Origin of the sequence: Siphonobacter curvatus (genome assembly GCF_002943425.1) — a bacterium.
Lineage (GTDB): Bacteria > Bacteroidota > Bacteroidia > Cytophagales > Spirosomataceae > Siphonobacter > Siphonobacter curvatus.
Genome location: NZ_PTRA01000001.1, coordinates 2,675,040 through 2,701,626, shown reverse-complemented (window position 1 = coordinate 2,701,626; position 26,587 = coordinate 2,675,040). Strand labels below are relative to the sequence as shown.

Genomic DNA, 26,587 nt, shown 5'->3' with positions numbered 1-26,587 from the left:
TTGAGCTACTTGAGGGGTACTGAATTCAACTGAACAGAATCGTCAGAAAGATTCGATAGACTACTTGCGGAACAACCGCATTGCCAAAGCCCTTTATGGATTCGGTTCGGAGCTTAGAAACGGTAATTCCGTCCAGTCGGGTGGGAAACCCATCATCTCGGCTACGAAGCGGTGATTGAGTTGGGAATTCTGACCAAGCTCTTGAGCCATTTTTGTGTTTAACTCCGAATTCACCATGTGTCTTTTGCTGTTGGGGTTGACATCTGGGCTTTTCCAATCTCTCGTTGTAGGGGTTGGTATCAGAGAGGTTGCGAATTCTACCGGGTTCGGGGCCCGGCCCGCTTGAAACTGATTGCTTCGTACTCGCATGTTGGCCGTTGGAGTGCCCAACATGGCGGCAACCATTGGTAGAAGGGGCTTGCCTTGATTGTTGGTCGAGTTCACCCCCTGATGGGCGTTTGTCTGAGTCGGTGTTGGCAAAAGCCCGTTTCTGTTCATTTTGACTAGGGAGTTTTGGCTCTCCCTCCCCGTCACTTTCTCTCCTGAATCCGAGGCTAAAGGGGTCGGAAGTAGTTTCCTCTGAGCCATTTCCCCCAGTGACTGTCCGAACCCGTTTCCATTCTTGCCCGAAGCCTTCGCTCTCAAGCGACGCTGGTCGATTTTGTCCAAACTCGTAGTCGCTCCGGTGTCCACTACGGTCGGCGTCGGAAGTAACTGTACTACATGTTGTAGCTTGGCTCCGAACTTCAAACCTGTCGTCATTGATGTTCTCACATATCGTCCGTTTTCCAGACTCACCGTTTTGGCGTTGTCCCCGCCAATCGTGTCGGCTACGGTCGGCGTAGGCAATAAACCATACTCTTTCTCTGCGATGGGGAGCGTTGACGCCTGCAGCAGGAATAACGAACGCTTGTACTTCATAGCCTTCAGCTTCCAGGTCAGCACACACCTGCTCGAAGACCATGCCGTCGTTCCAAGTAACAAGTCCGCGAACGTTCTCACCGACGATCCATGTAGGCTCGATTTCTCGTATTGCTCGTAGCATTTCTGGCCAGAGGTAGCGGTCATCAGCTGTGCCTTTTCGCTTTCCTGCGGAACTGAAAGGCTGGCAAGGGAAGCCTCCCGAGAGTACGTCAACTCTGCCTCGCCAGGGCGTGAAGTCGGTTTGTTTGATGTCGGAATAGTGGACTGCATTCGGCCAGTAGTATTTAAGAATCTGCGTACAAAAGGGGTTTATTTCACAGTGAAAGAGGTTCTCCCAACCCATCCACTCAGCGGCTAAATCGAACCCTCCGATGCCTGAGAATAAACTAGCGTGGGTCACTGCTTACACCCTTTTACCACGCCCAGGGCTCTGAGCAAAATACCGTCTTCCTCAAGGCCTTGTTGCTTACTCCACTCGTTCAGAATTTCGCGGCAACGGATCATTGCTGACAAGCCCATGAAAACCACGTTGCCTCTGACCATTTCCCGCGAATAGTCGTATCCAATGTGGTTATGACAATCGGCATCAATTTCAAAGAACCATTTTTCCTCTTTCTCATCATTCCAATTAGGCTCCCACTCACCGTTTACTTCCCGAGCCGCATTGGCCAGCACGCCGACCCATTTTAGCCACTCGGTATCAACCTTTGTGTTCATGTAGATGGAAGGTTCCCCGCCGTATTCCGGAATCACGCCAGCCAGGATGATTCCGTTGATGGTACCCTTGTAGTGGTCAGCGTGTACCCGCTGAGCGACTTCCTGCATGGTAGGTATGTTGTTCATCGGCTTGCGTAGGGCTTGGTGAAACCTTTCATTTGATCGGCTGGGTGACTAGCTCCCAGGTAAATAGCCAGTGCGATAAGGGCAATAGCCGTAAAGATTTTTAGCAGAGGAAACCAATCAGCTTTCGTTTCCCGCATACGGATATACCAAGCCACTGCGCCAGAATAGCGAAGCATGTAGAAGCGGTAACGAATGCTATCCCAAAGCTTTTTGAAGTAACCTTTTTGCGGTTTCCGCTCGATGGGTACGAGCACATCATGCTTATTGACGGTCAGGTAAAGCGGTTGTAAAGGGTCGTTGAAAGTTAAACTCAGGTGCCAAATCTTACCCGTGAAAACGATTTTCAAACGCTGTCCTGGCGTTAACTTCCAACAAGTAATCAGTTCACCATGCGGAGAATCTGGGGATTTGAACCCAGGGAGGGGTCGGTATTCGGGCTGGTCTTTAGCGAAAACCACATTTGATTCGGGAAAGTCCACCGCAGAAAGCCCTGGGCCCGCGATGACTTCTTCGTTTTCGTTGACGGTAGGGGCGGTGGTAACTTCGTAGGCCAGCCAAACACCCAAAGCTAAGACAATTATAAAACCAAGGATTAAGTACATAGGAGTAAGGTTTTTAGGGTTATTTAGAAGATTCTTGCATGAACCAAGGCTTGTATTTCTGCTCACCCTGTTTGACGTGTCGGCCTCCGCAGTAGTTGACACCCTTCTCAGTTAACTCATGTTCGCAGGTATTGCAGAGAGGCTCTCCGCATACGAAGCCCATAAAAGTTTCTGAGCAATCTCGAGTAGCTTTCTCGCCGCAACATTTACACTTTACTTCAGCGTGTTCAGGGCAGTATCCGGACTCGTCGGCAAGGTCTTTGCATTTGCCTATCCAGGCCAATTCGTAGTTGCACATGATTAGAGGAGGGTTAGCGTTCGTCTTCGTCGTTTTCACTCTCGTAATCCTCTTCATCGTCGGCGAAAAATGATTCGGCGGACATGAACGTTTGTCGTTCTTCATCCCACATCAGCTCTTTGGCGTTACCATGAACTTGTCTGTGCTCGTCCTGAAGCCCACAAAGACTGATTGCGCCGGGAGAAGCTTCCGAGTAAGCACCCTTGTAGTATTCCTGATAAGCCTCAAGGTCGATGATCACATCAGACAGGATTTCCCGGGATGCAGGAGAATCTAAGGCAGCCATGAACAGGAATTCGCCACTTCCATACATCTCAAAATCCCGGTCAAGTTCTTGGCTTTTGATTCGGTCAAACACGCTAATCGTTAGGTGCGGACGCAGGTAAAATTCTTCTTTATAAAAAGCTTTTTTAACCATGATGGTAAGAGGATTATTTCTGATAGAATTTGGCGATGAAACCCTCGGCCTTTAGCGGCAGGTCGGCCGCCCAGGGCATTGGGGTACTCATGATTTTATCGATCTTTTCGACGTCGACGCTGTCTTCGGGTTCTTCCAGCACAACCTCATCGTGTACGTGGGTTACGATGGTGTAGCCCGCATCGTCGAGCCGAACCAGGGCCTCTGCTAGGCAGTCGCGGGCAATGGCCTGTACGACGTTCTCCGTCAGTTTGCCGCCGTAGGTGTCCTGATGCCCCCATACCTTTTTTTCCTGGCTAAGCCCCTGATAGGCAATACTCATTTTGCCGTTTCCGTACTTACTGGGCTTTAAGGTTGCGTTGAGGTAAGACAGCATGCGACCCGACGGCAGCTCGATAAAGAGCGTTTTCTGCTTGAGAATGAGCCGAAGAAACTTCCCGCACTTCACCCAGTAACCGGGACGCTCAATTGCTTCGATAGCCGCGGCTTCCAGGTTTGCCCAAAGCCGTACGATAGCAGGACTTGCCTTACGCCATTTGCTGACGATACTCGGCAACTCATCCTCCGTGAGTCCTTGCTTTAAGGCCCCCATGGTGATTAGGGCATTGGGTCCGCCTTGGTAGCCCAGTGCTAATTCAGAGACTTTGCCTTTCTGGCGAAGCGGGCTCCCTTTCGTAATCTCTTCGATGGGGATTTTAAACATCTGAGAGGCCGAGGCTTCATAGATCTTTCCATGCGTTTTAAACACATCAAGCCGCCATTGCTCGCCCGCCAGCCAAGCCAGAACGCGGGCCTCGATCGCTGAGAAATCCGAGATAATCAGTACATGTCCTTCTTTAGGAATGAATGCTGTACGGATGAGCTGGCTAAGCGTGTCGGGTATACTACGGTAGAGCAAAGACAACAGGCCTGCGTTGCCGCTTTTTACGGCTCGCCGGGCTACTTCAATAGCGGCTAAATGGTTTTGAGGGAGGTTTTGCAACTGAATACCCCGACCCGCCCAGCGGCCCGTGCGGTTAGCCCCGTAGAATTGAAAAAGTCCACGAACCCGTTGATCCTCGCCCAGATAATTAAGCATGGCTTGATACTTCTTAACTGAACTCTTCGAAGCCTCCTGACGAATCTCCAAAGCTCTGCGTACCTTTTCAGTTAAGGTCTTAGAGTCAAGCATTTCCGAAACATCAGACTTGCGAAGTTTCTCGGAAGATTGGCCGTTTTCATCAAGCCACGCCAGCAACTGTTTAACGCTGTTCGGGTTGTCCAGACCCGTTAACTCTGAGGCTTCCTGCGTAATCCGGGAAACATAGGTTTCCTGCATTTCAATAGCATTAAGCGCTAGTTCAACGTCGACCAGAATCCCCATGTCGTTGATCTTCTGATCCAGGCAATACAGTCGCTGTTCAAACTCAGTAACGGGAATGTTTACGATCCGCTCCCGAATGGCCATTTCGACAACAACGTCTTGCCGGTTGTACTCAATGTACTGAGACCACTTTTCCGGGTCGTGCTCGGGCAGGTTACGGGTACGGCCACCGTTGGTTTTAGTGGGCTTACAGGGCATTGAAAAGTGCTTAATGAGGTTCTTACCCGCTGTATCCTTTTCCTGTTCTAAACCCATGGCTTTTGCAGCTAATCCCAATTGCAAAGGGTAACCCGCCCGAGCCCCCCGGATCATTGAGCAATCCCACTGCTCAACTGGAAAAGTAACCCCAAAATACCTCGATAGACACAGACGTTCAAAGGCAGCGTTCCATGCAGTTTTAACAACGGCAGGATCTAAAAGCAAATCGTACAGACTTTTGGGGAAGTACTCTCTGTGTTCGCCCATCAAATCCAACACATCTACTGGTCCGCCATCAATGCTGTAAGCCAGCATGAGAATCTGGAAGTCTGGCGAATCGATGTAAGGATACACCCCTGTTGACCGCAGATCCACGCTGCTGTACGTTTCTATGTCTATCGAAAGGATCATAACAGGACGAGAATGTTGTTGAGCTTGGTATTTACTTCGTTAGCAGGCAGGACGGCCAGTACCTCAGCGAGCGTTTCCATCATGGTTTGAAGTGGAATGCTGTCTGCTGTGTATTCGAGTTTTCCAGAAGGGCAGATGATTTCTACAACTTCGCCGCGGGCCTCGTCTACCTTTTCACGCTCATCTTGAATCTGCTGAAGCGTGTAATTAGTAGCTTCCAAGGCATCACACTTTTTCTCTAGATACCCTAATCGGTTTAACAGAATTTCGCCTTCGGTAGATAAAGCCCTTAGGGAAATCGAAAAAGCGTTAGGATGAGAAAGGGCGGGAGCAACATCACTAGGCTGCGTTGCTTCTTCAGAGGGTTCAACCGACTGTGGTTCTTCCTGAGTTTTAGTAGTTTTCTTTGGCATGGTAAGATGAAAAGAGGCGACCCAATAAGCCGCCTCTTAGCGGTTTAGGTTAGTCCCAGATACTGGGTTTTTTTGAGACGGGATTTGAGGATTTAGGCGTGACAAAGCCATCACTATCTTCAACCTGAAAATCGTCTTCTGCACGACTGGTACCGCCCAAGGGCTCGCCATCACTGATTTTTTGCAAACCGTTCAGTCCGCAGCCGATTCCCTTCTTACCATTGACCGCAAAGGGGTAGAAGTTCACTGAAACCTTTGCATTACAGCCTGAATAGACCTCAGTTCTGTCCAGAATAGGCTCTACGTTACGATCTACGATGTATGGCTTGGTTGTGGAGCTGGCGTTGAGGAAGTACGCATTTTCATACGTAGGATCATCTGGGCGTTCAATATCCCCGTCACGAAGCGGGTTATGGAACTGGGCTTTGTTGATCTTGCCCTGAAACTTGGATTGCATACCCGCCTCAATCTCAGCGTCAATAGCCGCCTTGATTTTAGCGATCGTTACCGTATCGTCTTTAGAGATGATAACGTTAGTAGAATACTTGGGCTTGCCGCCGTCTTCTACAGAAGCCTGAGGCTCCCAAACGTGGGCATAGGACAAACGGGCGAGTCCGGTTACAACTTTAGTTGCCATGGTTATTTACAGTTGATTGGTTTTTGTAGGTTTTCGGCTCGGGCCCAGGCGAGCACTTTTTTAAGGGCCTGATTGTAGCTGGCAGCTTGAACGGTACGGGTACCGGAGAAAAGGCCAGCCCTAACGGTGATTTCGTACCACTTAAGATTCATTCGAATTCAACCTTGGTGAAATCATTGGCAGCAGCAGATGCGGTGGTGAACTCAGGGCGTTTGTCTCCTTCAACAACCAGGGTAGGAGCTCCGGGAGGCTTTACGATATAGCTTTCCACTTTGGCCATATCTTCTTTGCCGAGTAGGGTTTCAAGAGCCTTTATTCCTACTAACGATTTAGTATATACGTCTTTGTCGGCATAGCCCATTTCAAGCACTTTCTTTGCCAAAGCTTCCTCGTCAGAAACCTTCCGGGTTGACCGTCCGCGTACAACTTTCCAGCCCTCGAACTTGGTACCCTCCAAAGCCGCAGAGAGTGCATAATCCCGTACGGCCGAAGCCCAGGTAGTAAGCAGTTCTGCCTTATGCAGGATCTTAGCTACTTCCGAATCGGACAGCAGACGTCCCGCTTTGAAATCGTACCTAGCGAGTTCCAGGTTGTAATCAGCCAACGCCCGGCAGGTGCCTTTTGCTTTGCAGAAGTGACAATGTTTACCCGCAGTCGGCTCTCCTTCACCCGCAAAGGCCAGCTTGGCCTGCTTGCGAAGCTCCGTTTCGCCCCAGTGCTTAAGATCAGAGGCTGACATTTCAAACGTGCTGAAGTTGTCCAGGCGGGGCTGAAAAATGGTCATGCGTACCGTTTCGATGTCGTAGAAAAGCTCATGAACTTTCAGGGCACCCAGCGCGTAAATCATCATCTGCTTGTTGTTGACAGCGTCGACGAATACACCCTTGCCGTATTTCAAATCGATTACGTTTAGCAGACTGTGACCCACGACGTTAGTATCAGACGTACCAAAACCCTCTGGGATGTAATCAGTTAGGTCCAGGCGAGTTTCTAACCGCAGAATTGTAAACGGGTCAATGGCCATTGATTCATGGTACAGTTCTAAGACAAAATCCCGGTAATCTTCCGCGTGCCGCTGCATCTCTGGATTGTAATACGGGCTGGTCTTAAGCTTTGTGATCTCTGAATCCACATACTCACCCAGGTACTGACGTATTAAAAGCTCCCCAAGCTCATGAGCAACCGTTCCCTCCTTGGCTGCTTCCCCCGAGCGGTCAGGGAAAGCAGTCTCCATCCGGGCACTGGGCGTACAAACCGTCCAGCGGGAGGCACCTGAGGGAGATAGGAGGGCGTGACTCATACCAGTTCTTCGAAAAGAGTTTTAAGTTTTTGCCATTGATCTGATGGGATCGTCCGAAGGGTATATCCCGAGAAATGCTTGTTAAGCATAACCCCGGCAGCATCATTGAGAGCAGGGTTGACAGCGATAGCCCCTCGAATCGTTTGAGCGATGTTGGCCATTTCTACATCGTTAGAGAAAGCCCGGTAATCAGCCTTTTCCAGGTCTTCCAGCGAAGAAACTTTGGTGCCGCCAGCCGTCTTGTAGCGGTTCAACGCTTCGCTAATGAGCTTGGCATGTGCAGGAGATTTACCGCCGACTTTTTCAACGCGTTCCATCAAATGCTCGAGCGTTACGGCAGATTTCTCCTTAACTGGAAAATCTTCTGCGGCGGGAAAAGGCATCTCGTCAGTGTCTTCTGACCGATCCTCTACGGGGGCCGGGGCAGGAACTGCCTTGGAGGATTTGGTCGAACGCTCAGATTTAGTTTTTGTGGCGAGCTTTTCGAAATCGACACCTTTGGGTTTCTCCGACTCATCGCTAGGTACGGGCTCCGCAACTACGGACGGACGTAACGGGATTCCTGAATTGGAAAGCGCAGAGAATGCCTGGGCGATCTCAGGGAGATCACCGGTTAAGATTACTTGTACTTGCATGGTATATGGTTGTTAAAAAGGTTTTCTTAAGCGGGGAGGCGTTTTCATATACCTCGGGAAAATAAGGAGTACTGGGATTGCTGGGACAACAGCCCACCAGGTGCCGCTAATAACCATGGCGCCGGCGGCCAGTAAACAGGTAAAAAAGAATTTATCGATCATTTTTTCCTGCGTTTGTATTTAAGGATAGAGGGTTCAGATCGATCATCGCTGGATTCCAGGTATTGTACCAGCTCGTCCTGGATAAAATAGAGCTTACCGTTTCGCTTGTGGTGTGGGATGATATGCGAATTGTTTCGAACCGTTCCCACACTCAGGTTTAGAAATTCAGCCGCTTCTTTACTGTTCAGATACCGCTTTGAAGTGTTTTGAACTACAGGCGTTGATTGATTGTGCAAAAGCAGACCGATCATCCTTTCAAGATTGTCCAGCCTTTTATTAAAGGCATCAAACGGATTGTCCATGGCTTAACCCTTCATGGTGTTTACAATCAGCAGCGTCCCGTTTCGACTGATCTGAAAATGATCAGCCGTTCTTTCCAGGGCGGTGTTCTTGGCCGCTCCCTGCTCGATCAGTTTTTGGTAGTAGGACCAAACCCGCTCGTATTTCTCCTTCTGACGTTTCTTAGCGGGAGACAGTAAATCCGTAGGAGTCATAGCAGTCATAAGGTTATTCTTCATATCCGGTGCCTTTGCAGTAACGTAGTTCAATTTTCATCCCGTTGAGAGAGTCGGCATAAACGAAAGCGAGCCGCTGATACTTCTCAGATTCGTCCCTCAAGGTTATCACCTCTTCCTGAAGAGCGGTTTTAGCTTGGTAATCCCAGAAAAACAGAGCTGCCAATACGAAAACAGCTGCTAGGGTAAAGAACTGTTTCATGGTAAAAGGTTTGGGTTTAGTCAATAGCGACCCTTAGAGGAATTGCACCTCTGTTTGCTTTTGATCGTAAGTCTCCTTAATCCAAAGACGGCTTGCTTACTAGCCGAAGGGGTCATAATTAAAGGGGCGAACTACTATACTTCACCCACCCCAGTCGCCTCTTACGTTATGCTGCTATTGCAGCAGAAACACGGGGCTGAAATTGAATCGTTTTGCCGTTTAGGGCTTTGATTCTCTCCATGTAAATACATCCTACGCAATCAATAGCCTGTCGTACCCAATATGTTGCTGGCGGGGCCGTAGGATAAGCTTACTGTTACACTTACGCTACCCCTTGTGGATACGCGGAGATTCGAACTCCGGTCTTACATAGTTTCAATACACTTCACTGAAAATCGCGGCGATCCCGGGACTCGAACCCGGATGGCTGTTAGCCTTGCTAAAAGCCCAGTGAATTATCTGTCATAGGAGACCACGGCTGTTAAGTCGTGTGCGTTACCAATTCCGCCAGATCGCCCTTTGTCGAGAGTAGCCTTATTACTCGTTTGCAAAAAGGCTACTTTAGGTTGCATCTTATCTCTGGTATCCTAGAAGGCTTTTCGTCTCTCCCGACTAATGGCCAATTAAGTAGCTATCGCATGGCTGTAAGTGGCTAGGCCGCTGGTTAGGGTTTGTAATATTTTTGTAACAAAATGTAAAGACGGTGATAACCTTTCAGGCCGACAATGGATACATAATTGTACCTTTGTTTGGGCCTATAATTAGTTGGCTTGTACAAATGTAATACTTTAATTACATGTAACAATAGTATTACAATATTTTTTATAATTATTTTTCTCACATTGTTATGAAGCCTATTGAATCACAAAGACTTATACAGGTAAGAGGTAACTTAACACAAGAAGAATTTGCCAACCGTATTGGGTTGAATCGTGTCAATATATCTAATATTGAGAATGGTACTCAAGCATTATCTATAAAGACTGCTAGACTAATAAAAGAACAATTCGGTGTAAGCTTGGATTGGCTATATGGATATACTGAAGAAAACCCAATCTCATATCATGCTATATCTACTTCCGATGAAAGAGATCAAACTATTGAAGTTTTGACTAGAAGCTTGGAAAGCTGTGAAAAAGACAAGCAGTTTCTCCAGTCATTATTAGAAAAGCTATCTAAATAGAGCAACCCACCTGGCGGGGTGGGATAAAGCATTTGAAGAGCAGAACTATATACTTCTTAGATATCGAGAAATGGCCTGTGCTTTCAAAGTAATATTTGTGCGTTCAGGTCCTTTTAGCTTTTTGAACTGTTTACTACCAACGGCATAAGAGAGGATGGTATCTAGCTCGTCTGCCAATTCAGAGGTAGGTTGAATTTCTTTTAGTTTGGACAGTGCAGGCGACTCAGTGACGGTACACATAGCTTAAAAGGTGTATAGTTAAGTAAATGATTCATGTAAACGTACACATATTACCGTTTCATATCAAGAGATAATGTGTAAAAAAAGTAGTTAAAATCTATAAAATTTGGCCAATATCAGTATATACGTATAAGAATTAATATATAGTATGTACCAACATTAATTAAATAAGTCAATATAACATTGAATTAATTATATTGTCAGCGGTATTCTCAAGTAACCTTATTTTACTTATGAAACACCTTTTACCAATTTTGCTTATTGGTTTATCTATAGCCTCATGCAAAAAGGAGGATAACGAAATAAATACCACTCCTAACATTATAGATAGCGAGGGCATAAGCTATATAGATAATGTATCTATCGTTGAGCCAGAATACCAGTTTCCCTTTGAGACCTATTATACGAAGCTAGACACCTCAGTCAATGTAAGATCATACACCTTACCCATCCATGTTCTCGTAACCGAAGGGGATAGTGCCCAGGTCACTTGGAATACAAATGGCTTGACCCCCATCATTTTTAGCTATTCAAAGAAGTGGGAAGCTACTCTTCAAAAATGGAAAGTCACTTCCGCCCTTATGTTCGAACCCTCATCAACACTAGGGATGCGTAAAATTGATAGAACTGTAAGATTTGTAAAGTCTGGCCAAAGCATAACAAAGTCTACAAATATTAACCTTACCAAGGCTATCAAGACATTTGACTTTGGTAGAGTAAATTTTGGAATGTCTAAGGATGAGGTTAAAACAAATATTATGGCTATAGTTGGAAATGATAACGCTTTAGCTTTTTGGGAAGAATTTTCCCCTACTCATTGTTTTATTAACTCTGCTTATTTTATAACTCAATTCAGACCTCCAGTTTCATGTTACGAATTCATTGATAAGAAACTTAATAGAATCTACGAAATATTCGCTATGGACAATTACAGGATAGATTATTTGTCAAGCGATTTACTTAAAAAACTTGGTAATAATAATATTTTGAGAGAGGGTAATATTATTAAAGTGCCGCAATCTTGGGAAAAAAATGGAATAAAGATGGTACTTGATCAAAAGGAGTTTCAGAGGAAAAGTGGAAAGTTTGTAAGTTTATATATTTCTTTTGAAAAAAAATGATTTTAAAATTTAGATAATAATGTTTTATTCTGATTTTACAAACAACAATATATTGACTTATCAATTGACATTGATAGAAAGAGAGTTTTATGCCGTTGAAACATTAATAGGAATAGTTGAGAATGATATAGAGCTGAAAAAAAGTGAATTAGAGAAAAAAAATTATGATGGAGGTTGGCAGTTTGAGTATTATGACATAGTTGACCTTCAACAATTCCATTATAAATCTTTAATTATTGCACTATACTCATTATTTGAGTCATCATTGCTACAATTATGTGAAAGCTTGGAATTATATTCGAAAAGGGAACTCAAGAGAAATGGTAATTTAAAGATTAGTAATTATTTGGGTTTTCTAAAAAATTATAAATTCATTAAGCATAAAGATATAGTAGAATTAGAAAACATAATGAATTCAAACAGACTGATTCGGAATGCTATCTGTCACACTAATTCTAAGTTATATGATGTGCCAATGTATATTTTAGATAATAAAGATACTTATGATAATTTGGGATTATTGTTTTATACAGAAGAAACATACATACTTGTTCATATAAAAAGCATAGAATATCCTAAATACATTTATGAGAAACTACTTGAATTTGTAAGAATTCTCAGCAATAGTTTTCCGAAAAATATATCTGATTTGTAATAATTGTCTAGTGTTATGAACTTAGAAGAACTAAGGACTTCGAATTATGTGAGAACTTCAAAAAAGAGTAATAATTATTGGGTTTCGTTTTTTAGTAAAAAAATGAGTAAATATATTGATACTTATGGAGAAGGTTTTAATTTAATTATTTATGCTGGAGAAGATTCAAATGAAGGGTATTATATAATTCCATTTGGAGAAGTCAAAGAATTTTTTATTGAGAAGAATCTTTCTAAAGATAAAGGTAATATTAAAAGATGGGTTGCTACCATAAAAAATCATATTCTTAAGATAAATAATTGTAGTACCGATATAGATATTAAAGACTATTTCATGTCTAAAATTTATTTAGAGCCAGACATACTTGAAGACAACTATTCTAGTGATTATTATATAGAAAATTATAGACAGGAAATTAATATTCGAATTAAACAAAACGTTTTCAGGGAAAAAGTACTAAAAAGGTTCAATAATGCTTGCTGCATAACTAACATAACGGAGAAAGATTTATTAGTAGCTAGCCATATTATACCTTGGTCTCATAATAAATCCACTAGATTAGATCCGTTAAATGGCTTATGCCTTTCAATTTTATACGATAAGCTGTTTGATAGAGGGTATTTTACTATAAATAGTGACCTAGAGATTACTACAATAAAATTTACGGCTGAGTTGAGTCCCTCTTTACATGAAATATTACTGGCTATCAATGGTAAGAAAATTAGTTTATGTGGTAACGAGATCCCCAAAGAATACTTAAAATATCATCGCGATAACATATTTATGGATAGGGTAAAAATACTTAGTAAATGTTAGCCTAGTAGGAGGTTACTATTTTTTACAAATTGTGAATACTTTTTCTGTTAATATAGTTTACTTTGTATATAAGTAAAATTTGAAAGGTTAAATTATGTTATTTGATTTGGTTGACCCATCCTTGGAAGCGAAGATTGTCTGTGGTGATGCATTAAGTACATTAAAGACATATGAAGATGGTAAGTTTGATCTGATTGTAACTTCTCCTCCATATAATGTCGGTAAGGAGTATGAAGTTAAACAGTCTATTGAGAACTATTTATCTACACAAGAGGAAATTATCAAGGAGTTAGTAAGAGTAGTTTCAGATCAAGGCAGTATATGCTGGCAGGTAGGAAATTATATTGAAAAAGGTGAAGTCTTCCCGTTAGATATATACTACTATCAAATTTTTAAAAAGTACGGACTTCAGCTCCGTAATAGGATAATATGGTATTTTGGCCATGGGCTTCAGGCTAAGAGACGTTTCTCTGGTCGCTATGAAACCATTTTATGGTTTTCGAAGACCGATAATTTTATTTTTAACTTGGATGATGTACGGGTTCCTTCCAAATATCCTGGCAAATTAAATTACAAAGGAGATAAAAAGGGACAACCTTCGGGAAATCCTCTAGGAAAAAATCCTTCAGATATTTGGAAAGTAGTTGTACAGGATTGGGAAAACGAATTATGGGATATTCCTAATGTGAAAGCAAATCATATAGAAAAAACCAATCATCCTTGCCAGTTTCCAGTTGAACTTGTTGAAAGATGTGTTTTGGCTTTAACGGAGAAAGGTAGTTGGGTTTTAGACCCCTATGCAGGGGTAGGCTCAACTATAATTGGTTCTTTGAAGAATGGAAGAAATTCAGTAGGAGTTGAAAAAGAAGAAGATTATTGTAGAATTGCAACTGAACGTATACAAAGATTTAAAGATGGAAATCTTAAAACTAGATCGATAGATAGGCCAGTACATGTGCCTTCTCCTAATGATAAAGTTGCTCAAAAACCTCAATCATGGAATTAAAAATTTAATTTAATGACAAAGATTTCACCTGCACCTAAAAAGAAGAAAAAAAAGAAAAAAGTTGTTAAAACTCCAGAGCAAATAAGAGCCGCCAAAAAAGAAGCTGCCCTTAAAAGGAGAAAAAAAGTTTTACACAACAATGTTCTAAATATATTTATGAATAACATGGGCTTTCAATTTTTGAAAACCGATGGTATCCATAAAATATTTGCTGAACAAATGGGCGAATTAGATAATATTTTCGTATATGAAAATATTGTTTTAATGGTTGAAGAAACTATTTCGCCGGATGATAAAGAACATATTAGAAAAAAATATATCTACTTTCAGAAAATTAGAGAGGAGCTGCCTGAGTTTCTAAAGTGGTTAAGAACCGATTATGAAACAGAGCTATCTGTATATGATGAATACGGACTTGGAAGATATAAATTCTATTACATTTATATATGTGATGATTTAATTGATGATCAGACTAGGAAGGCATTTAGTGATTTGATTTTTATTGATAAACCTATCTTGAATTATTTTTCGAGTATATCTAGTAGCATTAAACTTACATCAAGATTTGAACTTTTTAAGTTTTTAGGTTTAGAATTATCAGATTTGAAGAGCCCGGAAGCTTCAGAAGATCTGAAAAAAATTGAAACAACAGTCGTATTGCCTGAATCTGCCTCAGGTTTTCCTGAAGGTGTACAAGTTCTTACTTTTATTATGAAAGCAAGTGACTTACTGGAGTGTTCTTATGTTTTGAGAAAAGACAGTTGGGATAATACAATAGGCTTATATCAAAGATTGATTGAAAAGAAAAGAATAGACGAAATAAGGAGCTTTTTAGCTAATAAAAAAAGAACTTTTATTGATAATATAATAGTAAGTTTGCCGTTCGACACTACATTTTCTATTAAAGATATTAAAACAAATCAAGATGTTAATTTTGATGTGTTTAAGACACAGAAATTTTCTAATGTAGTGATGACTATCCCATATAAATTAAATTCTATTGGTATTATTGATGGACAGCATAGAATTTTTTCTCATTATGAAGGTACTGATACACTAGAGGCTGAAATTTTCAAACTAAGGAATAAGAGGCATCTCTTTGTTACTGGCTTATTTTTTGATAAAAAACTTTTTAATGACGACCAGAAGAGGAAACTAGAAAGTGAGATATTTTTGCAAATAAATAGCACCCAGAAGAAAGTTAGTCCAGCTTTATTGCACTTTATAAAATCGTTGAATGACCCTTCTTCATCTATTGGTATAGCTAATAACGTTATACTCTCTCTTAATAAAGTTAACCCTTTCTTAGGGTTATTTTCGATTTCATCTTTAGAGAAAGGAGGAATAAAAATACCTAGTATATTGCAGTATGGGCTACAAAATATAATTGAATTAGAGCCAGATGACGTTCAATTATATACTTATTATATAAAAGAAGGAAATATCCCCCCTAAAGACGGAGGTAAGCTTCAAGATTATGTCAGGTATTGCACTGATAAAATTCAAATTTATTTTTGTGCTGTTAGGGCTATATATAAAGATCAATGGTTTATTAAAAATAAAAAAGGGGGTATATTATCTTCAACTGCTATTGTAGGCTTTTTAAGGGCATTTAAGATTAGTTTAAACCTTACTGATGGCCCTCAGGATTTCGATTATTATAAAGATAAATTTAAAGTTTTAGATGTTAACTTTAAAGATTATACCTCGAGTCACTGGAATGCTTTAGCCGACGAAATAGTTAAACAAGCTTGGGGCGAAAACAATAAGGAGGAGGCTATTGAAGTATCATAATCTCCTTAACATACTTTTTTAAATGGCTTAATTCTAAAGCTTTAACTAATGGTGCTTTAAACAAATTAAACATTCCGTAAGAATATATAATTCCTTCAATTTTATGGGAGCTAATGTCTCCTTTTATTTCTAAATTGCTTAATGACAATATCTCTTTGAATGTATCAAGTGATGAACTTGGTACAGGTTCTCGAAACGATATGTGGATATTTTTACTTAGCATTTAGTATAATGCTCATTACTATTTTTATACGAATTTAACAGAAATAACCTTTCTAGGCCCTTATATATTGTATTTTTGTTGATATCATTATTCCGTTAAAAATGAAATAACGGTTAAAAAGGCCTTTTCCGTTCAAAGGGAGTGGCTTTTCTTTTATAACAACGATTTCAAAAACTCCTTGGCCTCATCATTCTCAAAGCTTCCGAAATAGGATTGGGTGGTCTTGAGGTTTGAGTGTCCCAGACTGTCCTTGATAAAGACTAGGTTGGCACCAGACTTGAGTAGGATGGTAGCGAAGGAGTGGCGGGCCTCGTAGGTTCTAACCTTGTCAGCAATCCCCAGGGACTTAGCAATGATTCCGACGTGCTTGTTGGTTACTTTGATCACCTGCTTGATTACATCCTTCCTCCGGCGTTCAGTCATACCTCCATCCAGAAACGGAAATACGTAGCTATCCGGGGCTCCTTTCGGATTGCCCCAACGATTTATGATTTCTAAGCTTTCCGAAAAGAGATTGGCCACAATCTTCTGCTGATTGCCCTTTTTATTTCGGGCTGTTTTCCTACGTATAAATTGAATCGTAGCTCGATCTACATCGACATCCCGGCAACGTAAGGTGCAAATATCAGCCAGGTTCATTCCATTACTTAAATAGGAGAGTACCCATAGATCCCGGCTTCGCTGCTGGAAGTCTTCGTTGTCCTCACACCGGTAGTTGACAATTTTTAGAACGTCCTCTTTGCTCAAAGCTTTTTTAACGTTCACGGCCGCCGGCACTGTATAGCCTTTCTTACCGAACGGATAAAGATCGATAGAGATTAATTTAGCCTGTACGGCTTCGTTGAACATCGTCCGGAGCTGGCGTACGTAAATGCCAACGGTGGATATCGAGGCTGGTTGCGGTTTCTCCCCTTTCTTTTTAGGGGCCTTACCGAATCGGAGCATCCAGGCCTCGTACATTTCAAGGAATAGGGGCGTGATATGCTTGAACTCTAAGAGGGGCAAAGCTCCCTCTTTCACATCCTTTTTATATAGCATCTTCAATTGCTCCTTGGTCAGGCTGGCCATGAAGCGATCAATTGACGTAGCTGTATTCCTTCTAAGGTCTGCATTTCCTACCTGGTCGTTCTTATCGAGAAGGGCAGCCGACCGAACCAGAGCGTCAATCACCCCTGCCGCCGGCGCCTCTTCTTTTTTCTCCGAATAGAATAAGTGCTTAAACTCAGTGAAAGAGAATTCCTCAATCTCATCAATAATCCGCTGGGCTTTATCCAAGAAAGGCTTGATGAGTTGGTAGGTATTCTTTATCTCTTCTGACGTTCTACGGTTTTCAGATTCGTGGTACTTGACTAGCTTCTCAAAGTCAGAGTCAGAAATAATGAGCGGGGTTTTTAGCGGTAAGGCATAGCGGCGACGATCCCTCTGGTAGGATACCCGGAGCTTTACTGAAACCAGCTTTGGATCGTCTGTTTTGTCGTAGGAGATTTTATAAGAGGCCTTGTTGGTATTCATGATGTGGGCGAGTTAGAAAATCGGGCAGTTAGCCCACAAACTCGCCCACAATTTAGTGTAATATATTTGAATAGCGTTTAATAGTGGGTAACTAAAAACTTTCAATCAACTGAATATCAGTTAAGTATGATCTAAAGTTTAATATCGTTTGACGGCATTATGCTAAAACCCTGCGCCTTCTAAGCAGTAGGTTGCAGGTTCGAGTCCTGCTGGGATCACTTATCAACACGCTGGCGACTGCTGGCAATCTATAACGCCCTAGAAATCATGTTTCTAGGGCGTTTTTGCTTTTATTTGTGTTCGTCAGCGTTTGCCACAGTTTGGAAAAAGTTACACCCAATTGTTACACCCAAACCTGCAACCTTCATGAGCGATATATCTATTACACCAGAACTCAACTCCAAAAAACTCAAAGACGGTACCCAGCGGATTCAGATTCCAATTACCCTGAATAAAAAACACTGTCGTATAGCCACGGAATATAGCGTACACGAAAAATTCTGGAATACCGAAAGGCATGAGGTACTTAAGGGGGCATCCCATCGCGACAGCTATTAATGCCGCTATTCGGGAAAAGGTCAGCAAACTCATGTCCGAAGTAAGTAAGGCGAATGTCCAAAACACCGGCCTATCGGCTCGCGATCTTCAGCGGAAAGCTCGTAAGGAGGTAGTAGGGAACAGCTTCTTTGATTTTGCAGATAAGTACATCAAGCGTATCACAAACGCTTCTTCCCGAGACAAAGTAATCCCGTAGTGAATAAGCTCCGGAAGTACCTCAATAATCGAGATCTTCTTTTCAACGAAATCACCTGCGAGTTCATTTCCGATTATCAGCGGTACATGATCAACAAGCTAGGGAATGGACAGTCGACTGCCTCCAAAAACCTTGAAAACCTAGAGGTGATTTATTTTGAAGCCGTTCATGCAGACCTGTTCGAGCCTGCAAAAGACCCTTGGATCAAGATCAAATTCACCCGGTCAAAGGTTACGCCAAAGGCCAAACTTACCCTTGCTGAAGTTGAACGGTTAGCTACACTAGACCTTTCGGACGCTCAGATGCTCAATCATGCTCGCAACATCTTTGTATTGATGTTCTATTCGAGAGGTATGCGTATTCGGGATGCCTTACAGCTCCGGTGGATGATGGTTAAGCCTGATCTGAGTCGATTTGTCTACACGATGAATAAGACCGGTAAGGAATTGGATATCCTTATTACGGAGCCGATCCGGAATATACTGGAGCAATATCGTTCGAAGCACGTCCGGCCTCAGGATTATGTATTCCCCTTTCTATCACAAAATCCGAGAAAGCTGGAGCATCATAAGCTGGTACAGAGCTGGACCGCTGAAATCAATGGTTTATTGAAAGAATTAGCCAGGGAAGCCGTTATAGACAAACCCATCAGTACACACGTCGCCCGACATAGCTTCGCTGAAGTGACTCGTGAGCTGACGGGCAATGATATTTATTCTATCTCGGCGGGCTTAGGTCACAGCTCTGTGAGTATTACCGAAGGGTACTTCAATAAAGAATTGAAAACGGGAGCTGACAAACTATCACAGATTGTCGCTCCCGTTAAAGAATAAATCGAGTACGCTTTAATATTGAGATTTCATTTCACTGTTCAACGAACAGTGAATTTTTTTGTTTGAGTCAATGATCGTTATTGGAACCCCCCCAAATGGGTATTTAGGGTCTGGACTGGATATGATTTCTGGAAGACCAGTATAAATATCGAAAGCGTAGAGTTTACTACTTTTTATGTACACTTTATCATTCGCAGCTACTGGGTCTGACACAAATAGAGGGGGGGAGTCAAGATAATAAGTCCAACTAACTTTACGAGCTTTTATATCAATGGCATATAACTTTACGCCATTAGCTATAAAAGCGTAGTTTCCAGAGACACATGGAGCATAAAAAAACTCAGAGCTATTCAAATTAATGCTCCATTGAGTTGAACCTGTGACTGGGTCTAATGCATAAAAATTTCCCTGGCGTGTACCAACAAAAAGTGAATTTTCGTGGATAACAGCAGAATAAGCATTTTTAGCTTCATCGTTTTTCCATTTAAGGACTCCTGTCTCTCTATCAAAAGCGTAAAGCGGTTCATCTTGGTTATCGCTTGAACCCGCACTTAGATAAATAAAATTTTTATAAAGGGTTGCAGACGGATTTACTAATTGATTTCCCTTGTAATGATCTGATTCCCATATTGGTTTTCCTGTATTACAGTCAATTGCACATAAAAATTCACCCGTATCTGCGTATAGTGTTTCATTGTTATAAGTAAGCCTTACTCGATTAGCACCATAGCTTTCTGTAGCCCACGTCCATAGTATTTTTTTCTGAATTCGATCAATTGCCAGCACTTTCGATTCGGTAAGAGCAAATATATATTTATCAGTCACTATTAAATTTGAGGTATATGATCTAATAACCAAAGAGCGATCCAAATCAAGTTTATATACTTCTTTTCCTGTAGTTAAATCATACCCAATTATATAGCTTGGGCCTAATTCGTTTAGTTTTCCTACATACACGATATTATTATGAATAGCTGGTTCTGCATTCATAAAATATTCTTCTGTTGACCAATTAACATTCTTTGTTTGAGCATTCATGGAATATATTCTCCCATAAAGTGCTGTTGCTATAATGGTTTCGTTAACAGGCGGTTTGGGGTCGTCTTTCTTTTTTCTACAGGAACTGAAAATGAGGCTGACAAAGCAGAATAATAACAGAAAATTCTTCATTTAGGTAGGCTAATAATGAATGATGTTTACAAAAATAGAGCGGTTATCGGTTATTAGATAACCGCTCTTCATAAACTAACCAAATGTACTCTGACCAGCCGTAGCCCCGCTCCGGCCGATGGCTTCAGCGATCTCGCGGCTAGATACACTCGGTTTAGAATTGATACTCCAAAGAGCACTGTTGCTTTCGCTGATCTTGTTGATGATACCGCTCAGTGAGCCAAGTTGCTGACTCATGATATCCGATTGTGATGCCTGTCTCGAAGCCATTTCAGTCAAGGTATCGTTCATCTGCATTAACAGCTCAACCGTATCGGCAGTATTGGATTCAACATTTTCCAGCGTGGCCTGGCTGGTTTCCATCGCGTCGTAAGAGGCATCTTCGCCATAACTTCCGGCTGTGGCTGCTGCTGACTGGGCTTCGGCCAGAGCTGCATCGGCGTCTTCCTGTGCGGCCTGAGCCATAGCTTGGGCCTGGGCTTCTGCTTCGCGGGCTGCTTTTTCGGCTTTACGTTTTTTGGAAGCTGGGCAAGTAACCGGCTTCTAGGGTTTTCTGAGCCAGATTCGCCGTTACCGTGAGCGAGGTCGATGCCTGCCCCCAGCAACGCAGTGTGTCGAATCCACCCAGCGTATTTTGAAAGATCAGGAAACGCACATTTCGGGTATAGTCCTGATTGACTAGGTAGGTGCGGTACTCAGAAATGCGATCGTCGCGTTCGTTGTTGAGCCAGACCGTATAGGCATTGATTTCCTTGCCGGTAGCCGTTTCAATCGAGGGAAGTCCCAACGCCTCGAAGCCCGTAGGAATGCAGTAGACGCAGTTTTGTAGAAGATCCCGTGCGGTTTGAATCGTCCGGATTTCCGTGGTACCATTCATGTACTGAATATGGCAGCGTACCCGAAGCTCCGAGGGCTTGGGCTGCATATTGAGCAGGAAATACAGGAATTCGGGCTGATTTCGCTCGATCAGCTTATGGTCGGCCTGCCAGGTGAGAAAGCGTTTACCGGCTCCGATCCAGTTCGTGAAAAAGAGGTCTTTCCAGCCGGGAAACTGGTCTTCGTGCAGCTTGGCTTTGATCGCTATTTCGGCGGCTCCGGTTACGCTAGAACCCAGTTCTGGATCAATTTCGGTTTTAAGAAAATAGGGTAAAGTGAGATTTGGGCAGACAGTGATACCCGTCTGCCCGGCTACGGGTGCACTCCAGTCCAAAAGGGCATCCACGAAGGGACTGATCTCGAACCGGCATCCTTCCGTGATCATCAGGCCGCCGTCGTTTCGGGGCGGGATTTCTGAGCCCGACAGGGTCTGGTACCGCTCGTAGGCTCCCGACTGGAAGGCAACCGGGCGGCTGGGAAACCGGGCAACTGGCCGCGTTCACCGAGCGGGGAAATTCGGCGTATTTCAAAAACTACGATAACCGGGCCGATCTGGGCAATACCCAGCCCGGCGACGGCGAACGCTTCAAGGGTCGCGGGGCCATCCAATTGACGGGCCGCAATAACTACACCCTGGCTGCCAAAGATTTCGGGGAACCCTTCGTGGAAAAACCGGAACTCGTAGCGGAGCCGCGTTTTGCCTAGAAAGTGGCGGGTTGGTACTGGGCGGTGCTCTGGAAACGCTACGGGGTGGATCTGAACGCTCTGGCCGATTAAGGCGATCTGCTGACCATTCAAAAGCGGGTCAACGGCGGCATGAATGGCTACGACGGACGTAAAGCCCTGTACGATGCCATGCTCCCGATCCTGCAAGCGGAAATGGGAACGCAGCTCATTACGCAAAAAAAAAGACTGGGGTTTGATGGTAGGGATTGCCCTGCTATTCGTAGCAGGGTTTCTCTATTTCCTGTCCTGAAAAAAACCGCGTAAAAAGCTCCAACTCACATGAATAAACGACAAACAACCTGGGCGGCGTGGGCTGGAATAATCGCCGTCCTCTTTACGATTGGAGCGGCGGGAAGCTCGCTCTACATCAATTATAAAAAAATCAGCACTAAAAACTGGAACTAATGGCAGATGCAAAAACCCACGAATTCGTGACCCGAACGCTCAATACGCTGACGGGGCGAGCCATGGCACGCGGGGATAATGAATTACTCGTTCTGATCGGTCTGGTCGGTGTCCTGAATCAGGGCATGATGGAACAGAAAAACGATCAGAAGTACGTGGCTCAGGAAGCGGTAACGGCCGTTGGTAAAACGATTCCTGTTACCGGATTAAAGGACGGTGATTTAGTCTACCACGGCTTAGGTACGGAACGAATCATGGTTTCAGCCAAAAACGAAAAGGGCTTCTCGGATTATAATATCTTAGGAGCGGCTGAAGACATGGATCATTTGGTAATCAGCATTCCGCAAGACGAAACGTTCACTGGAAACCTAATTATTGATATTTACAACGGATGAAAAAGCTACTTCTCTTTTCCCTCATATCTGCTCTGAGCCTAACTACGACGCTGGCTCAGGTCGTTGAAATTACTTCTGATACCACCAAACTGGCTACTAAAGCTGGGCGGTTCCGCGAAGCTTACCAGCAGGGCGTACGCTACGCCAAAGGGGCTTCCGGTACTACCGAAATTACGGGTACGCGGGTGTTTCGCTCCCTTGCCGAACTACGGCGGTTTACTACGCCCGTCGAAGGAATTCAATACTATTTGGCCGAAAAAGGCAAAGAAGGGTACTGGTATTATGATGCTGCCGATCAGTTATCGGCTGATAACATGGGTACGGTGGTGGTGACTATAAATGGTAAACGTTTAAAACGATCTGATACTTTCCGGAATCTTGGCTTTTGGGGAGCTAAAGCTGATAATGAGACTAATTCGGTCCAGGCATTTTCTTCAGTTCAAGACTCTCCAGACTTCATTGAAATGAAAGATGGTACTTACCGCGTGAATGGCTCCGTTACACTTCCTCAAAAGTTCGATGGTAAAAAAGCTTTCATTAATGCTACTGGCGTTGTACGAATCTCGAACAAAACCTATCAGCATATTACAGTGAACGCCCGGCATTTGGTAGTGTCTGGAACGCGTCTGAGCACTATCTATTACACAGCTGATACGCTTGACATCGATGGATATAGGGATGACTACGGTTGTGCCTGGAACCGTTTTGTGAACGTAGGAAGTAATAAGACCCTCATTCGTATATCCACCAATAAAGGATATGTGAATTTTAATACTTTCGATGGTGGGCGGGTAAAGGTAGAACTAAGTGGATCAACTGCTTATGAAGCCCATTCGAATTTATTCTTAAATGCAGATTTGACCTACGGTAATGGTAACGGGGGATTCAAACAAACAAACTCCAATCCTCAGTTTAACCTAATGATCAATGGTTATGCCGAAGCTAATAGTATTATTCAAGGGCAATTAGGAATCCTGGGGCTTAATTATGACAGTGATCAACCCCCGCTGATTAATGCCCGGGGATTTGTGTTAGGGGCTACAGAAAATATTGTACGAACGGCGGGCGATTTCCTGCCCATTGGACGAAACCTACTGGCCGGTGACTGGTCTCAACTTAATGCTCAGGGGTTACCAATAGACTTGAAAGGCTTGGGCAATACGCCCATTCTCCAACTAGACACTACGGAAATATCCGGCCTGGGCCGAGCGGCCAAACTTACTAGTACGGGATCATTCCAGGGTTTTGAGCTGACTTTACCCGCAGTCTATACCCATGCTTCCCGAACATTGCAAAGCATTAACCTGACGTTATGGTACAAAGGGGATGATTTTCAGGCGGGCGAAGCGATTAGCCCCCAGGGAACGGTTGGGTTCGGGGTCAAACCGTCGCAGGCAGATACGCTAACTGGCTGGAAATTACTTCGGGTAATCATTCCTGCTAACCGTCAAGGTAAAACGACAGCCCGATTCTATTTGTCTGCGAATAAGACTACCTATGTGTCGACCTATTATGCAACATCTGCTAAGATTGCGGTATTGCCAACACCAGCCTTTTCTTCCGTTTTAGTGGATGGTACCTTGCAGGTGTATGATAAAAAAGCACTAGTTGGGCAAGTGGTTCAATCGTATACCGCAAATGTAGAAACGTCTTATTCGGTAAACTTTTCTTCGTCTCTTAAAAGTCCGCACGTGAGTATAAGTTTTCAGCCTTATGACCACACCTATAATGGTGCAGATATTGAAGTGTCTCGGGTAAATGTGCAGCTAGACAGTCAAGGCAGAGCAATCGGCTTTAAGTTCCATGCTAAGAGTTACAGTGGAGATTGGGCCGGACGCTTTATATGGAAAGCCGCAGAATATTAATACTTACGTTCTATCCAACCCCATGAATCTTTCCCGATATAACCAACCCCTGCCGCCCCGGCTGGGCCAGCTCTTACTGTTTCTAAACGCGGCGGTTGCCATTGTGGCGGGTCATTCGCTGGTGACCAATAACCCGCAACTGGCGGCGTATGTGGCACTTGCTGCAGGTCTTCTCAATCAGGCCGTGCAAATCTTCATTGGCCAAAATCCAACCCATGAGCAAACTACTGATTTTACTCTTTCTGATCGCCGCGAGCGGGTGCGGAAAGAAAAAGACGTTTCGGGTCAGATGTACATTCCGGAGCATATTGCTCACGCAGTACCGCTCTTTTTACTGCTGAGGGGTGCAAAAGGTTTGATCAACTGGGACGTTGCCGATCGAAACCAGCATCTCAATGTCGAAGAAGCTCTGATTTCGGGATTCTACCGGGCTAGTTTAGTGAATGATATTCGTCAGGGTAAACCCGAATTTCTGGTACCAGAAATTTCCCTCGATGGTGGGAAGTCTTGGACCTCAAACGAAGCCCTAGCCGCGAAGAAAAACCGGCATCCGCTCGTACGGGTCGTAAAGAATGGGGGTAAGTACGTCGTGGTAGGTCATAATCCCGTACTGAACGCTAAACCGCTCGATGTGACATTCCGGGTAAATGGCTTTCAGGATACGATTCGACTGAAAGACCGGCAGACGTATTTAGGCCGAGGATAATTAAGATATGTGATTCCGTATCATGCCTATTAGAGATGGTACTTTAACTAGCTTATATACTATTACAATTCGAAATAATAATAACAAAAGATTCCAAAGGAAAGGCTTAAAGCTAATGAAGACCACCAAAATATTAGGGCACCCTTATTGTTGGGAAATAGTTTTCTTAAAAGAATGAAGCTTAATGTAAAAGCTATAATTCCTATGAATATATTGAGTGCGTAAATCATCGGATATGATATTTAGAAACGTTTCTAAAAAAGTTGTACTCACTCGATAAACCTTGAAGCTATGAACTTATGCAAACTTTTCATGTGTGTGTTATTAGTAACTGGTATATATGCTTGTAAAAAGAAGCCTGTACACCCGGCACGTGAGTGGATTCAAACTGAAGTAGAAGGAAGCGTAGTCTTAGATGTTGACGGCTCTCCCATTGATAGCGTAAGAGTATTTGTTATGGGTAGGAGCGGAAGTGTACTTACCTCCTTCAAAGATACTTTACTTACTGAAGCTGTAACAGATAGACAAGGGAAATTTAAGGTAAGTCGAACTTTTCCTACTGACTACCATTTTTCAATTAAAGCAATCTTTGATTATCCTCGGAGAAACTACACACTTGTAAGCTGTAATTACAATGCAAGTCCATGTAGTATAGAATTAGGTAAAAAAAATACCGTCCTATTTGTAGGAACTAAGATTAAATAGATTTGTCCATATACAAAGTTGTTGTTTAGTATAGCGTTCCCTATAACTCACTATGTAGAAAGGATTCCAGATATTACCCAGAGGCCTTTTCGTTACTTGAGTGGTCGTTTGTAAAATGTTATGAAGTCCAAACTGTAATGAAAAGGGGTATTTATAAAACTGTATTTTTAATTAAAATACGCTTACCCATTTTCTTCAAATCATCAAAAGTATCAAACTCAATACTGCCCTTCGAAAAATGATGCTTGAACAGTTGATTTAAGAACAAAGTATTTAAGGGTGTAAACAATGAACCTTCAGGACACATGTAAGCCAGCTTTTCACCAGGAAGCACATAAAGGTTTTTATTAGTACGGTTAGCTAACCCTATCAATTTATGCTCTGGAACAATAGTTAGATAATTATAGGTATTCTCGGATGGAAAATAAAGGATTAACTCATGAGTTGACTCATTATCAAGGGTTTGTTTCTTATCAAATAAACAAGCATCTAGGGGCAGATGCTGATCATTAAAAACAGCATATTGCTTTGTTCTAAATAGAACGAAGCCAAAAATTGAAGGTAGATATGTTACTCCTAAACTAGTGATAAGTAACAAGGTGAGAATACTAGAGATTAGTAGAATATAAGTTTTCTTCATTACAATAGGAAGATCATACAACGCGGTGACAGTGTATTGTT

The 26,587-nt window shown here is 43.0% G+C and carries 34 protein-coding genes and 1 tRNA gene; 16 read left to right on the top strand and 19 right to left on the bottom strand.

Translation table 11 applies throughout. The features are described 5' to 3' along the window. Positions 1-25: 25 nt before the first annotated feature. The 13 genes from C5O19_RS11270 to C5O19_RS26010 all read right to left on the bottom strand — a co-directional run bounded on the left by C5O19_RS11270 (position 26) and on the right by C5O19_RS26010 (position 9,438). Positions 26-1,324, bottom strand: coding sequence for a DNA cytosine methyltransferase (locus C5O19_RS11270; RefSeq protein WP_104712138.1), 1,299 nt, complete (start codon positions 1,322-1,324; stop codon positions 26-28). After that, positions 1,321-1,767, bottom strand: a complete 447-nt coding sequence (locus C5O19_RS11265; RefSeq protein ID WP_104712136.1) for a hypothetical protein — start codon at positions 1,765-1,767, stop codon at positions 1,321-1,323. The genes C5O19_RS11270 and C5O19_RS11265 overlap by 4 nt, the downstream gene beginning before the upstream one ends. Beyond that, complete coding sequence (locus C5O19_RS11260) at positions 1,764-2,369, bottom strand: hypothetical protein (protein ID WP_104712134.1); 606 nt, start codon at positions 2,367-2,369, stop codon at positions 1,764-1,766. The genes C5O19_RS11265 and C5O19_RS11260 overlap by 4 nt, the downstream gene beginning before the upstream one ends. A gap of 311 nt (positions 2,370-2,680) precedes the next feature. Beyond that, positions 2,681-3,085 carry a hypothetical protein gene (locus C5O19_RS11250; protein ID WP_104712129.1) on the bottom strand — a complete coding sequence of 135 codons (405 nt, stop codon included), beginning with the start codon at positions 3,083-3,085 and terminating at the stop codon, positions 2,681-2,683. 13 nt (positions 3,086-3,098) lie between these two features. Further along, the gene (locus tag C5O19_RS11245; protein WP_104712127.1) at positions 3,099-5,057 is read right to left on the bottom strand and encodes a DNA polymerase; all 1,959 of its coding nucleotides are present in this window, start codon (positions 5,055-5,057) and stop codon (positions 3,099-3,101) included. Beyond that, positions 5,054-5,470 (bottom strand): hypothetical protein, encoded by a 417-nt coding sequence (locus tag C5O19_RS11240; protein WP_104712125.1) that lies wholly within the window; start codon positions 5,468-5,470, stop codon positions 5,054-5,056. Before C5O19_RS11240 ends, C5O19_RS11245 begins: the two co-directional genes overlap by 4 nt. Before the next feature lie 49 nt (positions 5,471-5,519). Next, positions 5,520-6,107 carry a DUF2815 family protein gene (locus C5O19_RS11235; RefSeq protein WP_104712122.1) on the bottom strand — a complete coding sequence of 196 codons (588 nt, stop codon included), beginning with the start codon at positions 6,105-6,107 and terminating at the stop codon, positions 5,520-5,522. A gap of 148 nt (positions 6,108-6,255) precedes the next feature. Continuing rightward, a complete protein-coding gene (locus C5O19_RS11230; RefSeq protein ID WP_104712120.1) occupies positions 6,256-7,407 on the bottom strand; it encodes a DUF2800 domain-containing protein in 1,152 nt (383 codons plus the stop codon). Continuing rightward, positions 7,404-8,042: a hypothetical protein gene (locus tag C5O19_RS11225; protein ID WP_104712118.1), complete on the bottom strand. Its 639-nt coding sequence runs from the start codon at positions 8,040-8,042 to the stop codon at positions 7,404-7,406. Before C5O19_RS11225 ends, C5O19_RS11230 begins: the two co-directional genes overlap by 4 nt. 158 nt (positions 8,043-8,200) lie before the next feature. Continuing rightward, entirely contained in the window at positions 8,201-8,506 is a 306-nt protein-coding gene (locus C5O19_RS11220; RefSeq protein WP_104712116.1) for a helix-turn-helix domain-containing protein, read from the bottom strand. A gap of 3 nt (positions 8,507-8,509) precedes the next feature. Beyond that, the gene (locus tag C5O19_RS11215) at positions 8,510-8,707 is read right to left on the bottom strand and encodes a hypothetical protein (protein WP_133163349.1); all 198 of its coding nucleotides are present in this window, start codon (positions 8,705-8,707) and stop codon (positions 8,510-8,512) included. 4 nt (positions 8,708-8,711) lie between these two features. After that, on the bottom strand, positions 8,712-8,921 hold the full coding sequence (locus C5O19_RS11210; RefSeq protein ID WP_104712112.1) for a hypothetical protein: 210 nt from the start codon (positions 8,919-8,921) through the stop codon (positions 8,712-8,714). Positions 8,922-9,319: 398 nt separating this feature from the next. Continuing rightward, a tRNA-OTHER gene (locus tag C5O19_RS26010) sits at positions 9,320-9,438 on the bottom strand. Between the two features lie 330 nt (positions 9,439-9,768). On the opposite strand from C5O19_RS26010, the gene C5O19_RS11205 reads away from it, so the two are divergent. From C5O19_RS11205 to C5O19_RS11180, 6 genes are all read left to right on the top strand, one after another. Further along, the gene (locus C5O19_RS11205; RefSeq protein WP_104712109.1) at positions 9,769-10,104 is read left to right on the top strand and encodes a helix-turn-helix transcriptional regulator; all 336 of its coding nucleotides are present in this window, start codon (positions 9,769-9,771) and stop codon (positions 10,102-10,104) included. Between the two features lie 473 nt (positions 10,105-10,577). Further along, positions 10,578-11,465, top strand: a complete 888-nt coding sequence (locus C5O19_RS11200; protein WP_104712107.1) for a hypothetical protein — start codon at positions 10,578-10,580, stop codon at positions 11,463-11,465. Between the two features lie 19 nt (positions 11,466-11,484). Next, a complete protein-coding gene (locus C5O19_RS11195; protein ID WP_104712105.1) occupies positions 11,485-12,120 on the top strand; it encodes a hypothetical protein in 636 nt (211 codons plus the stop codon). 15 nt (positions 12,121-12,135) lie between these two features. Next, on the top strand, positions 12,136-12,936 hold the full coding sequence (locus C5O19_RS11190) for an HNH endonuclease (protein ID WP_104712103.1): 801 nt from the start codon (positions 12,136-12,138) through the stop codon (positions 12,934-12,936). 94 nt (positions 12,937-13,030) lie between these two features. Beyond that, positions 13,031-13,942 carry a DNA-methyltransferase gene (locus tag C5O19_RS11185; RefSeq protein WP_104712101.1) on the top strand — a complete coding sequence of 304 codons (912 nt, stop codon included), beginning with the start codon at positions 13,031-13,033 and terminating at the stop codon, positions 13,940-13,942. Between the two features lie 12 nt (positions 13,943-13,954). Then, positions 13,955-15,736: a DGQHR domain-containing protein gene (locus C5O19_RS11180; protein WP_104712099.1), complete on the top strand. Its 1,782-nt coding sequence runs from the start codon at positions 13,955-13,957 to the stop codon at positions 15,734-15,736. 376 nt (positions 15,737-16,112) lie between these two features. On the opposite strand, the gene C5O19_RS11170 is transcribed toward C5O19_RS11180, so the two are convergent. Continuing rightward, positions 16,113-17,471: a tyrosine-type recombinase/integrase gene (locus C5O19_RS11170; RefSeq protein WP_104712095.1), complete on the bottom strand. Its 1,359-nt coding sequence runs from the start codon at positions 17,469-17,471 to the stop codon at positions 16,113-16,115. A 366-nt stretch (positions 17,472-17,837) separates the two neighbouring features. Here C5O19_RS11170 and C5O19_RS11165 point away from each other — a divergent pair, with 366 nt between their 5' ends. From C5O19_RS11165 to C5O19_RS11155, 3 genes are read left to right on the top strand one after another with little or no spacing between them, the layout of a single operon-like run. Next, positions 17,838-18,029, top strand: a complete 192-nt coding sequence (locus C5O19_RS11165) for an Arm DNA-binding domain-containing protein (protein WP_165796004.1) — start codon at positions 17,838-17,840, stop codon at positions 18,027-18,029. After that, a complete protein-coding gene (locus C5O19_RS11160) occupies positions 17,989-18,225 on the top strand; it encodes a hypothetical protein (protein ID WP_104712092.1) in 237 nt (78 codons plus the stop codon). Before C5O19_RS11165 ends, C5O19_RS11160 begins: the two co-directional genes overlap by 41 nt. Continuing rightward, the gene (locus C5O19_RS11155) at positions 18,225-19,058 is read left to right on the top strand and encodes a tyrosine-type recombinase/integrase (RefSeq protein ID WP_104712091.1); all 834 of its coding nucleotides are present in this window, start codon (positions 18,225-18,227) and stop codon (positions 19,056-19,058) included. The genes C5O19_RS11160 and C5O19_RS11155 overlap by 1 nt, the downstream gene beginning before the upstream one ends. Before the next feature lie 12 nt (positions 19,059-19,070). Here the strand turns inward: C5O19_RS11155 and C5O19_RS11150 are convergent, their stop codons facing one another. The 4 genes from C5O19_RS11150 to C5O19_RS26520 all read right to left on the bottom strand — a co-directional run bounded on the left by C5O19_RS11150 (position 19,071) and on the right by C5O19_RS26520 (position 21,713). Beyond that, positions 19,071-20,096, bottom strand: a complete 1,026-nt coding sequence (locus C5O19_RS11150; RefSeq protein ID WP_243406370.1) for a PQQ-binding-like beta-propeller repeat protein — start codon at positions 20,094-20,096, stop codon at positions 19,071-19,073. A gap of 207 nt (positions 20,097-20,303) precedes the next feature. Continuing rightward, positions 20,304-20,693, bottom strand: coding sequence for a hypothetical protein (locus C5O19_RS11145; protein ID WP_104712089.1), 390 nt, complete (start codon positions 20,691-20,693; stop codon positions 20,304-20,306). A 43-nt stretch (positions 20,694-20,736) separates the two neighbouring features. Beyond that, entirely contained in the window at positions 20,737-21,489 is a 753-nt protein-coding gene (locus C5O19_RS11140) for a hypothetical protein (RefSeq protein WP_104712088.1), read from the bottom strand. Further along, a complete protein-coding gene (locus C5O19_RS26520; protein ID WP_394341773.1) occupies positions 21,489-21,713 on the bottom strand; it encodes a hypothetical protein in 225 nt (74 codons plus the stop codon). The genes C5O19_RS11140 and C5O19_RS26520 overlap by 1 nt, the downstream gene beginning before the upstream one ends. Here C5O19_RS26520 and C5O19_RS26515 point away from each other — a divergent pair, their 5' ends adjacent. The 7 genes from C5O19_RS26515 to C5O19_RS11115 all read left to right on the top strand — a co-directional run bounded on the left by C5O19_RS26515 (position 21,714) and on the right by C5O19_RS11115 (position 25,906). Continuing rightward, a complete protein-coding gene (locus C5O19_RS26515; RefSeq protein ID WP_394341772.1) occupies positions 21,714-21,809 on the top strand; it encodes a hypothetical protein in 96 nt (31 codons plus the stop codon). A 111-nt stretch (positions 21,810-21,920) separates the two neighbouring features. Continuing rightward, positions 21,921-22,094, top strand: coding sequence for a hypothetical protein (locus tag C5O19_RS26510; protein ID WP_394341771.1), 174 nt, complete (start codon positions 21,921-21,923; stop codon positions 22,092-22,094). A gap of 15 nt (positions 22,095-22,109) precedes the next feature. Next, entirely contained in the window at positions 22,110-22,235 is a 126-nt protein-coding gene (locus C5O19_RS26355; protein WP_262509719.1) for a hypothetical protein, read from the top strand. Further along, positions 22,235-22,630 carry a hypothetical protein gene (locus tag C5O19_RS11130; RefSeq protein WP_104712086.1) on the top strand — a complete coding sequence of 132 codons (396 nt, stop codon included), beginning with the start codon at positions 22,235-22,237 and terminating at the stop codon, positions 22,628-22,630. Before C5O19_RS26355 ends, C5O19_RS11130 begins: the two co-directional genes overlap by 1 nt. Continuing rightward, the gene (locus tag C5O19_RS11125; RefSeq protein ID WP_104712085.1) at positions 22,627-24,495 is read left to right on the top strand and encodes a hypothetical protein; all 1,869 of its coding nucleotides are present in this window, start codon (positions 22,627-22,629) and stop codon (positions 24,493-24,495) included. Before C5O19_RS11130 ends, C5O19_RS11125 begins: the two co-directional genes overlap by 4 nt. A gap of 22 nt (positions 24,496-24,517) precedes the next feature. Next, positions 24,518-25,201, top strand: a complete 684-nt coding sequence (locus C5O19_RS11120) for a hypothetical protein (protein WP_104712084.1) — start codon at positions 24,518-24,520, stop codon at positions 25,199-25,201. Positions 25,202-25,492: 291 nt separating this feature from the next. Then, entirely contained in the window at positions 25,493-25,906 is a 414-nt protein-coding gene (locus C5O19_RS11115; protein ID WP_104712083.1) for a hypothetical protein, read from the top strand. 151 nt (positions 25,907-26,057) lie between these two features. Here C5O19_RS11115 and C5O19_RS11110 read toward each other — a convergent pair whose 3' ends face one another. Then, entirely contained in the window at positions 26,058-26,546 is a 489-nt protein-coding gene (locus C5O19_RS11110; RefSeq protein ID WP_104712082.1) for a hypothetical protein, read from the bottom strand. Between the last annotated feature and the right edge of the window lie 41 nt (positions 26,547-26,587).

Coding starts and splice junctions, on each gene's coding strand:
- C5O19_RS11165 (WP_165796004.1), top strand. CDS start 17,838: ATGAGCGATATATCTATTACACCAGAACTCAACTCCAAAAAACTCAAA.
- C5O19_RS11170 (WP_104712095.1), bottom strand. CDS start 17,471: ATGAATACCAACAAGGCCTCTTATAAAATCTCCTACGACAAAACAGAC.
- C5O19_RS11185 (WP_104712101.1), top strand. CDS start 13,031: ATGTTATTTGATTTGGTTGACCCATCCTTGGAAGCGAAGATTGTCTGT.
- C5O19_RS11150 (WP_243406370.1), bottom strand. CDS start 20,096: ATGAATGCTCAAACAAAGAATGTTAATTGGTCAACAGAAGAATATTTT.
- C5O19_RS11140 (WP_104712088.1), bottom strand. CDS start 21,489: ATGATCACGGAAGGATGCCGGTTCGAGATCAGTCCCTTCGTGGATGCC.
- C5O19_RS11210 (WP_104712112.1), bottom strand. CDS start 8,921: ATGAAACAGTTCTTTACCCTAGCAGCTGTTTTCGTATTGGCAGCTCTG.
- C5O19_RS11220 (WP_104712116.1), bottom strand. CDS start 8,506: ATGGACAATCCGTTTGATGCCTTTAATAAAAGGCTGGACAATCTTGAA.
- C5O19_RS11200 (WP_104712107.1), top strand. CDS start 10,578: ATGAAACACCTTTTACCAATTTTGCTTATTGGTTTATCTATAGCCTCA.
- C5O19_RS26355 (WP_262509719.1), top strand. CDS start 22,110: ATGAATAAACGACAAACAACCTGGGCGGCGTGGGCTGGAATAATCGCC.
- C5O19_RS11130 (WP_104712086.1), top strand. CDS start 22,235: ATGGCAGATGCAAAAACCCACGAATTCGTGACCCGAACGCTCAATACG.
- C5O19_RS11120 (WP_104712084.1), top strand. CDS start 24,518: ATGAATCTTTCCCGATATAACCAACCCCTGCCGCCCCGGCTGGGCCAG.
- C5O19_RS11250 (WP_104712129.1), bottom strand. CDS start 3,085: ATGGTTAAAAAAGCTTTTTATAAAGAAGAATTTTACCTGCGTCCGCAC.
- C5O19_RS26510 (WP_394341771.1), top strand. CDS start 21,921: ATGAATGGCTACGACGGACGTAAAGCCCTGTACGATGCCATGCTCCCG.
- C5O19_RS11240 (WP_104712125.1), bottom strand. CDS start 5,470: ATGCCAAAGAAAACTACTAAAACTCAGGAAGAACCACAGTCGGTTGAA.
- C5O19_RS11230 (WP_104712120.1), bottom strand. CDS start 7,407: ATGAGTCACGCCCTCCTATCTCCCTCAGGTGCCTCCCGCTGGACGGTT.
- C5O19_RS11215 (WP_133163349.1), bottom strand. CDS start 8,707: ATGACTGCTATGACTCCTACGGATTTACTGTCTCCCGCTAAGAAACGT.
- C5O19_RS11145 (WP_104712089.1), bottom strand. CDS start 20,693: ATGGCTCAGGCCGCACAGGAAGACGCCGATGCAGCTCTGGCCGAAGCC.
- C5O19_RS11235 (WP_104712122.1), bottom strand. CDS start 6,107: ATGGCAACTAAAGTTGTAACCGGACTCGCCCGTTTGTCCTATGCCCAC.
- C5O19_RS11260 (WP_104712134.1), bottom strand. CDS start 2,369: ATGTACTTAATCCTTGGTTTTATAATTGTCTTAGCTTTGGGTGTTTGG.
- C5O19_RS11160 (WP_104712092.1), top strand. CDS start 17,989: ATGAGGTACTTAAGGGGGCATCCCATCGCGACAGCTATTAATGCCGCT.
- C5O19_RS11225 (WP_104712118.1), bottom strand. CDS start 8,042: ATGCAAGTACAAGTAATCTTAACCGGTGATCTCCCTGAGATCGCCCAG.
- C5O19_RS11115 (WP_104712083.1), top strand. CDS start 25,493: ATGAACTTATGCAAACTTTTCATGTGTGTGTTATTAGTAACTGGTATA.
- C5O19_RS11110 (WP_104712082.1), bottom strand. CDS start 26,546: ATGAAGAAAACTTATATTCTACTAATCTCTAGTATTCTCACCTTGTTA.
- C5O19_RS11245 (WP_104712127.1), bottom strand. CDS start 5,057: ATGATCCTTTCGATAGACATAGAAACGTACAGCAGCGTGGATCTGCGG.
- C5O19_RS11195 (WP_104712105.1), top strand. CDS start 11,485: ATGTTTTATTCTGATTTTACAAACAACAATATATTGACTTATCAATTG.
- C5O19_RS11180 (WP_104712099.1), top strand. CDS start 13,955: ATGACAAAGATTTCACCTGCACCTAAAAAGAAGAAAAAAAAGAAAAAA.
- C5O19_RS11190 (WP_104712103.1), top strand. CDS start 12,136: ATGAACTTAGAAGAACTAAGGACTTCGAATTATGTGAGAACTTCAAAA.
- C5O19_RS11125 (WP_104712085.1), top strand. CDS start 22,627: ATGAAAAAGCTACTTCTCTTTTCCCTCATATCTGCTCTGAGCCTAACT.
- C5O19_RS11265 (WP_104712136.1), bottom strand. CDS start 1,767: ATGAACAACATACCTACCATGCAGGAAGTCGCTCAGCGGGTACACGCT.
- C5O19_RS11205 (WP_104712109.1), top strand. CDS start 9,769: ATGAAGCCTATTGAATCACAAAGACTTATACAGGTAAGAGGTAACTTA.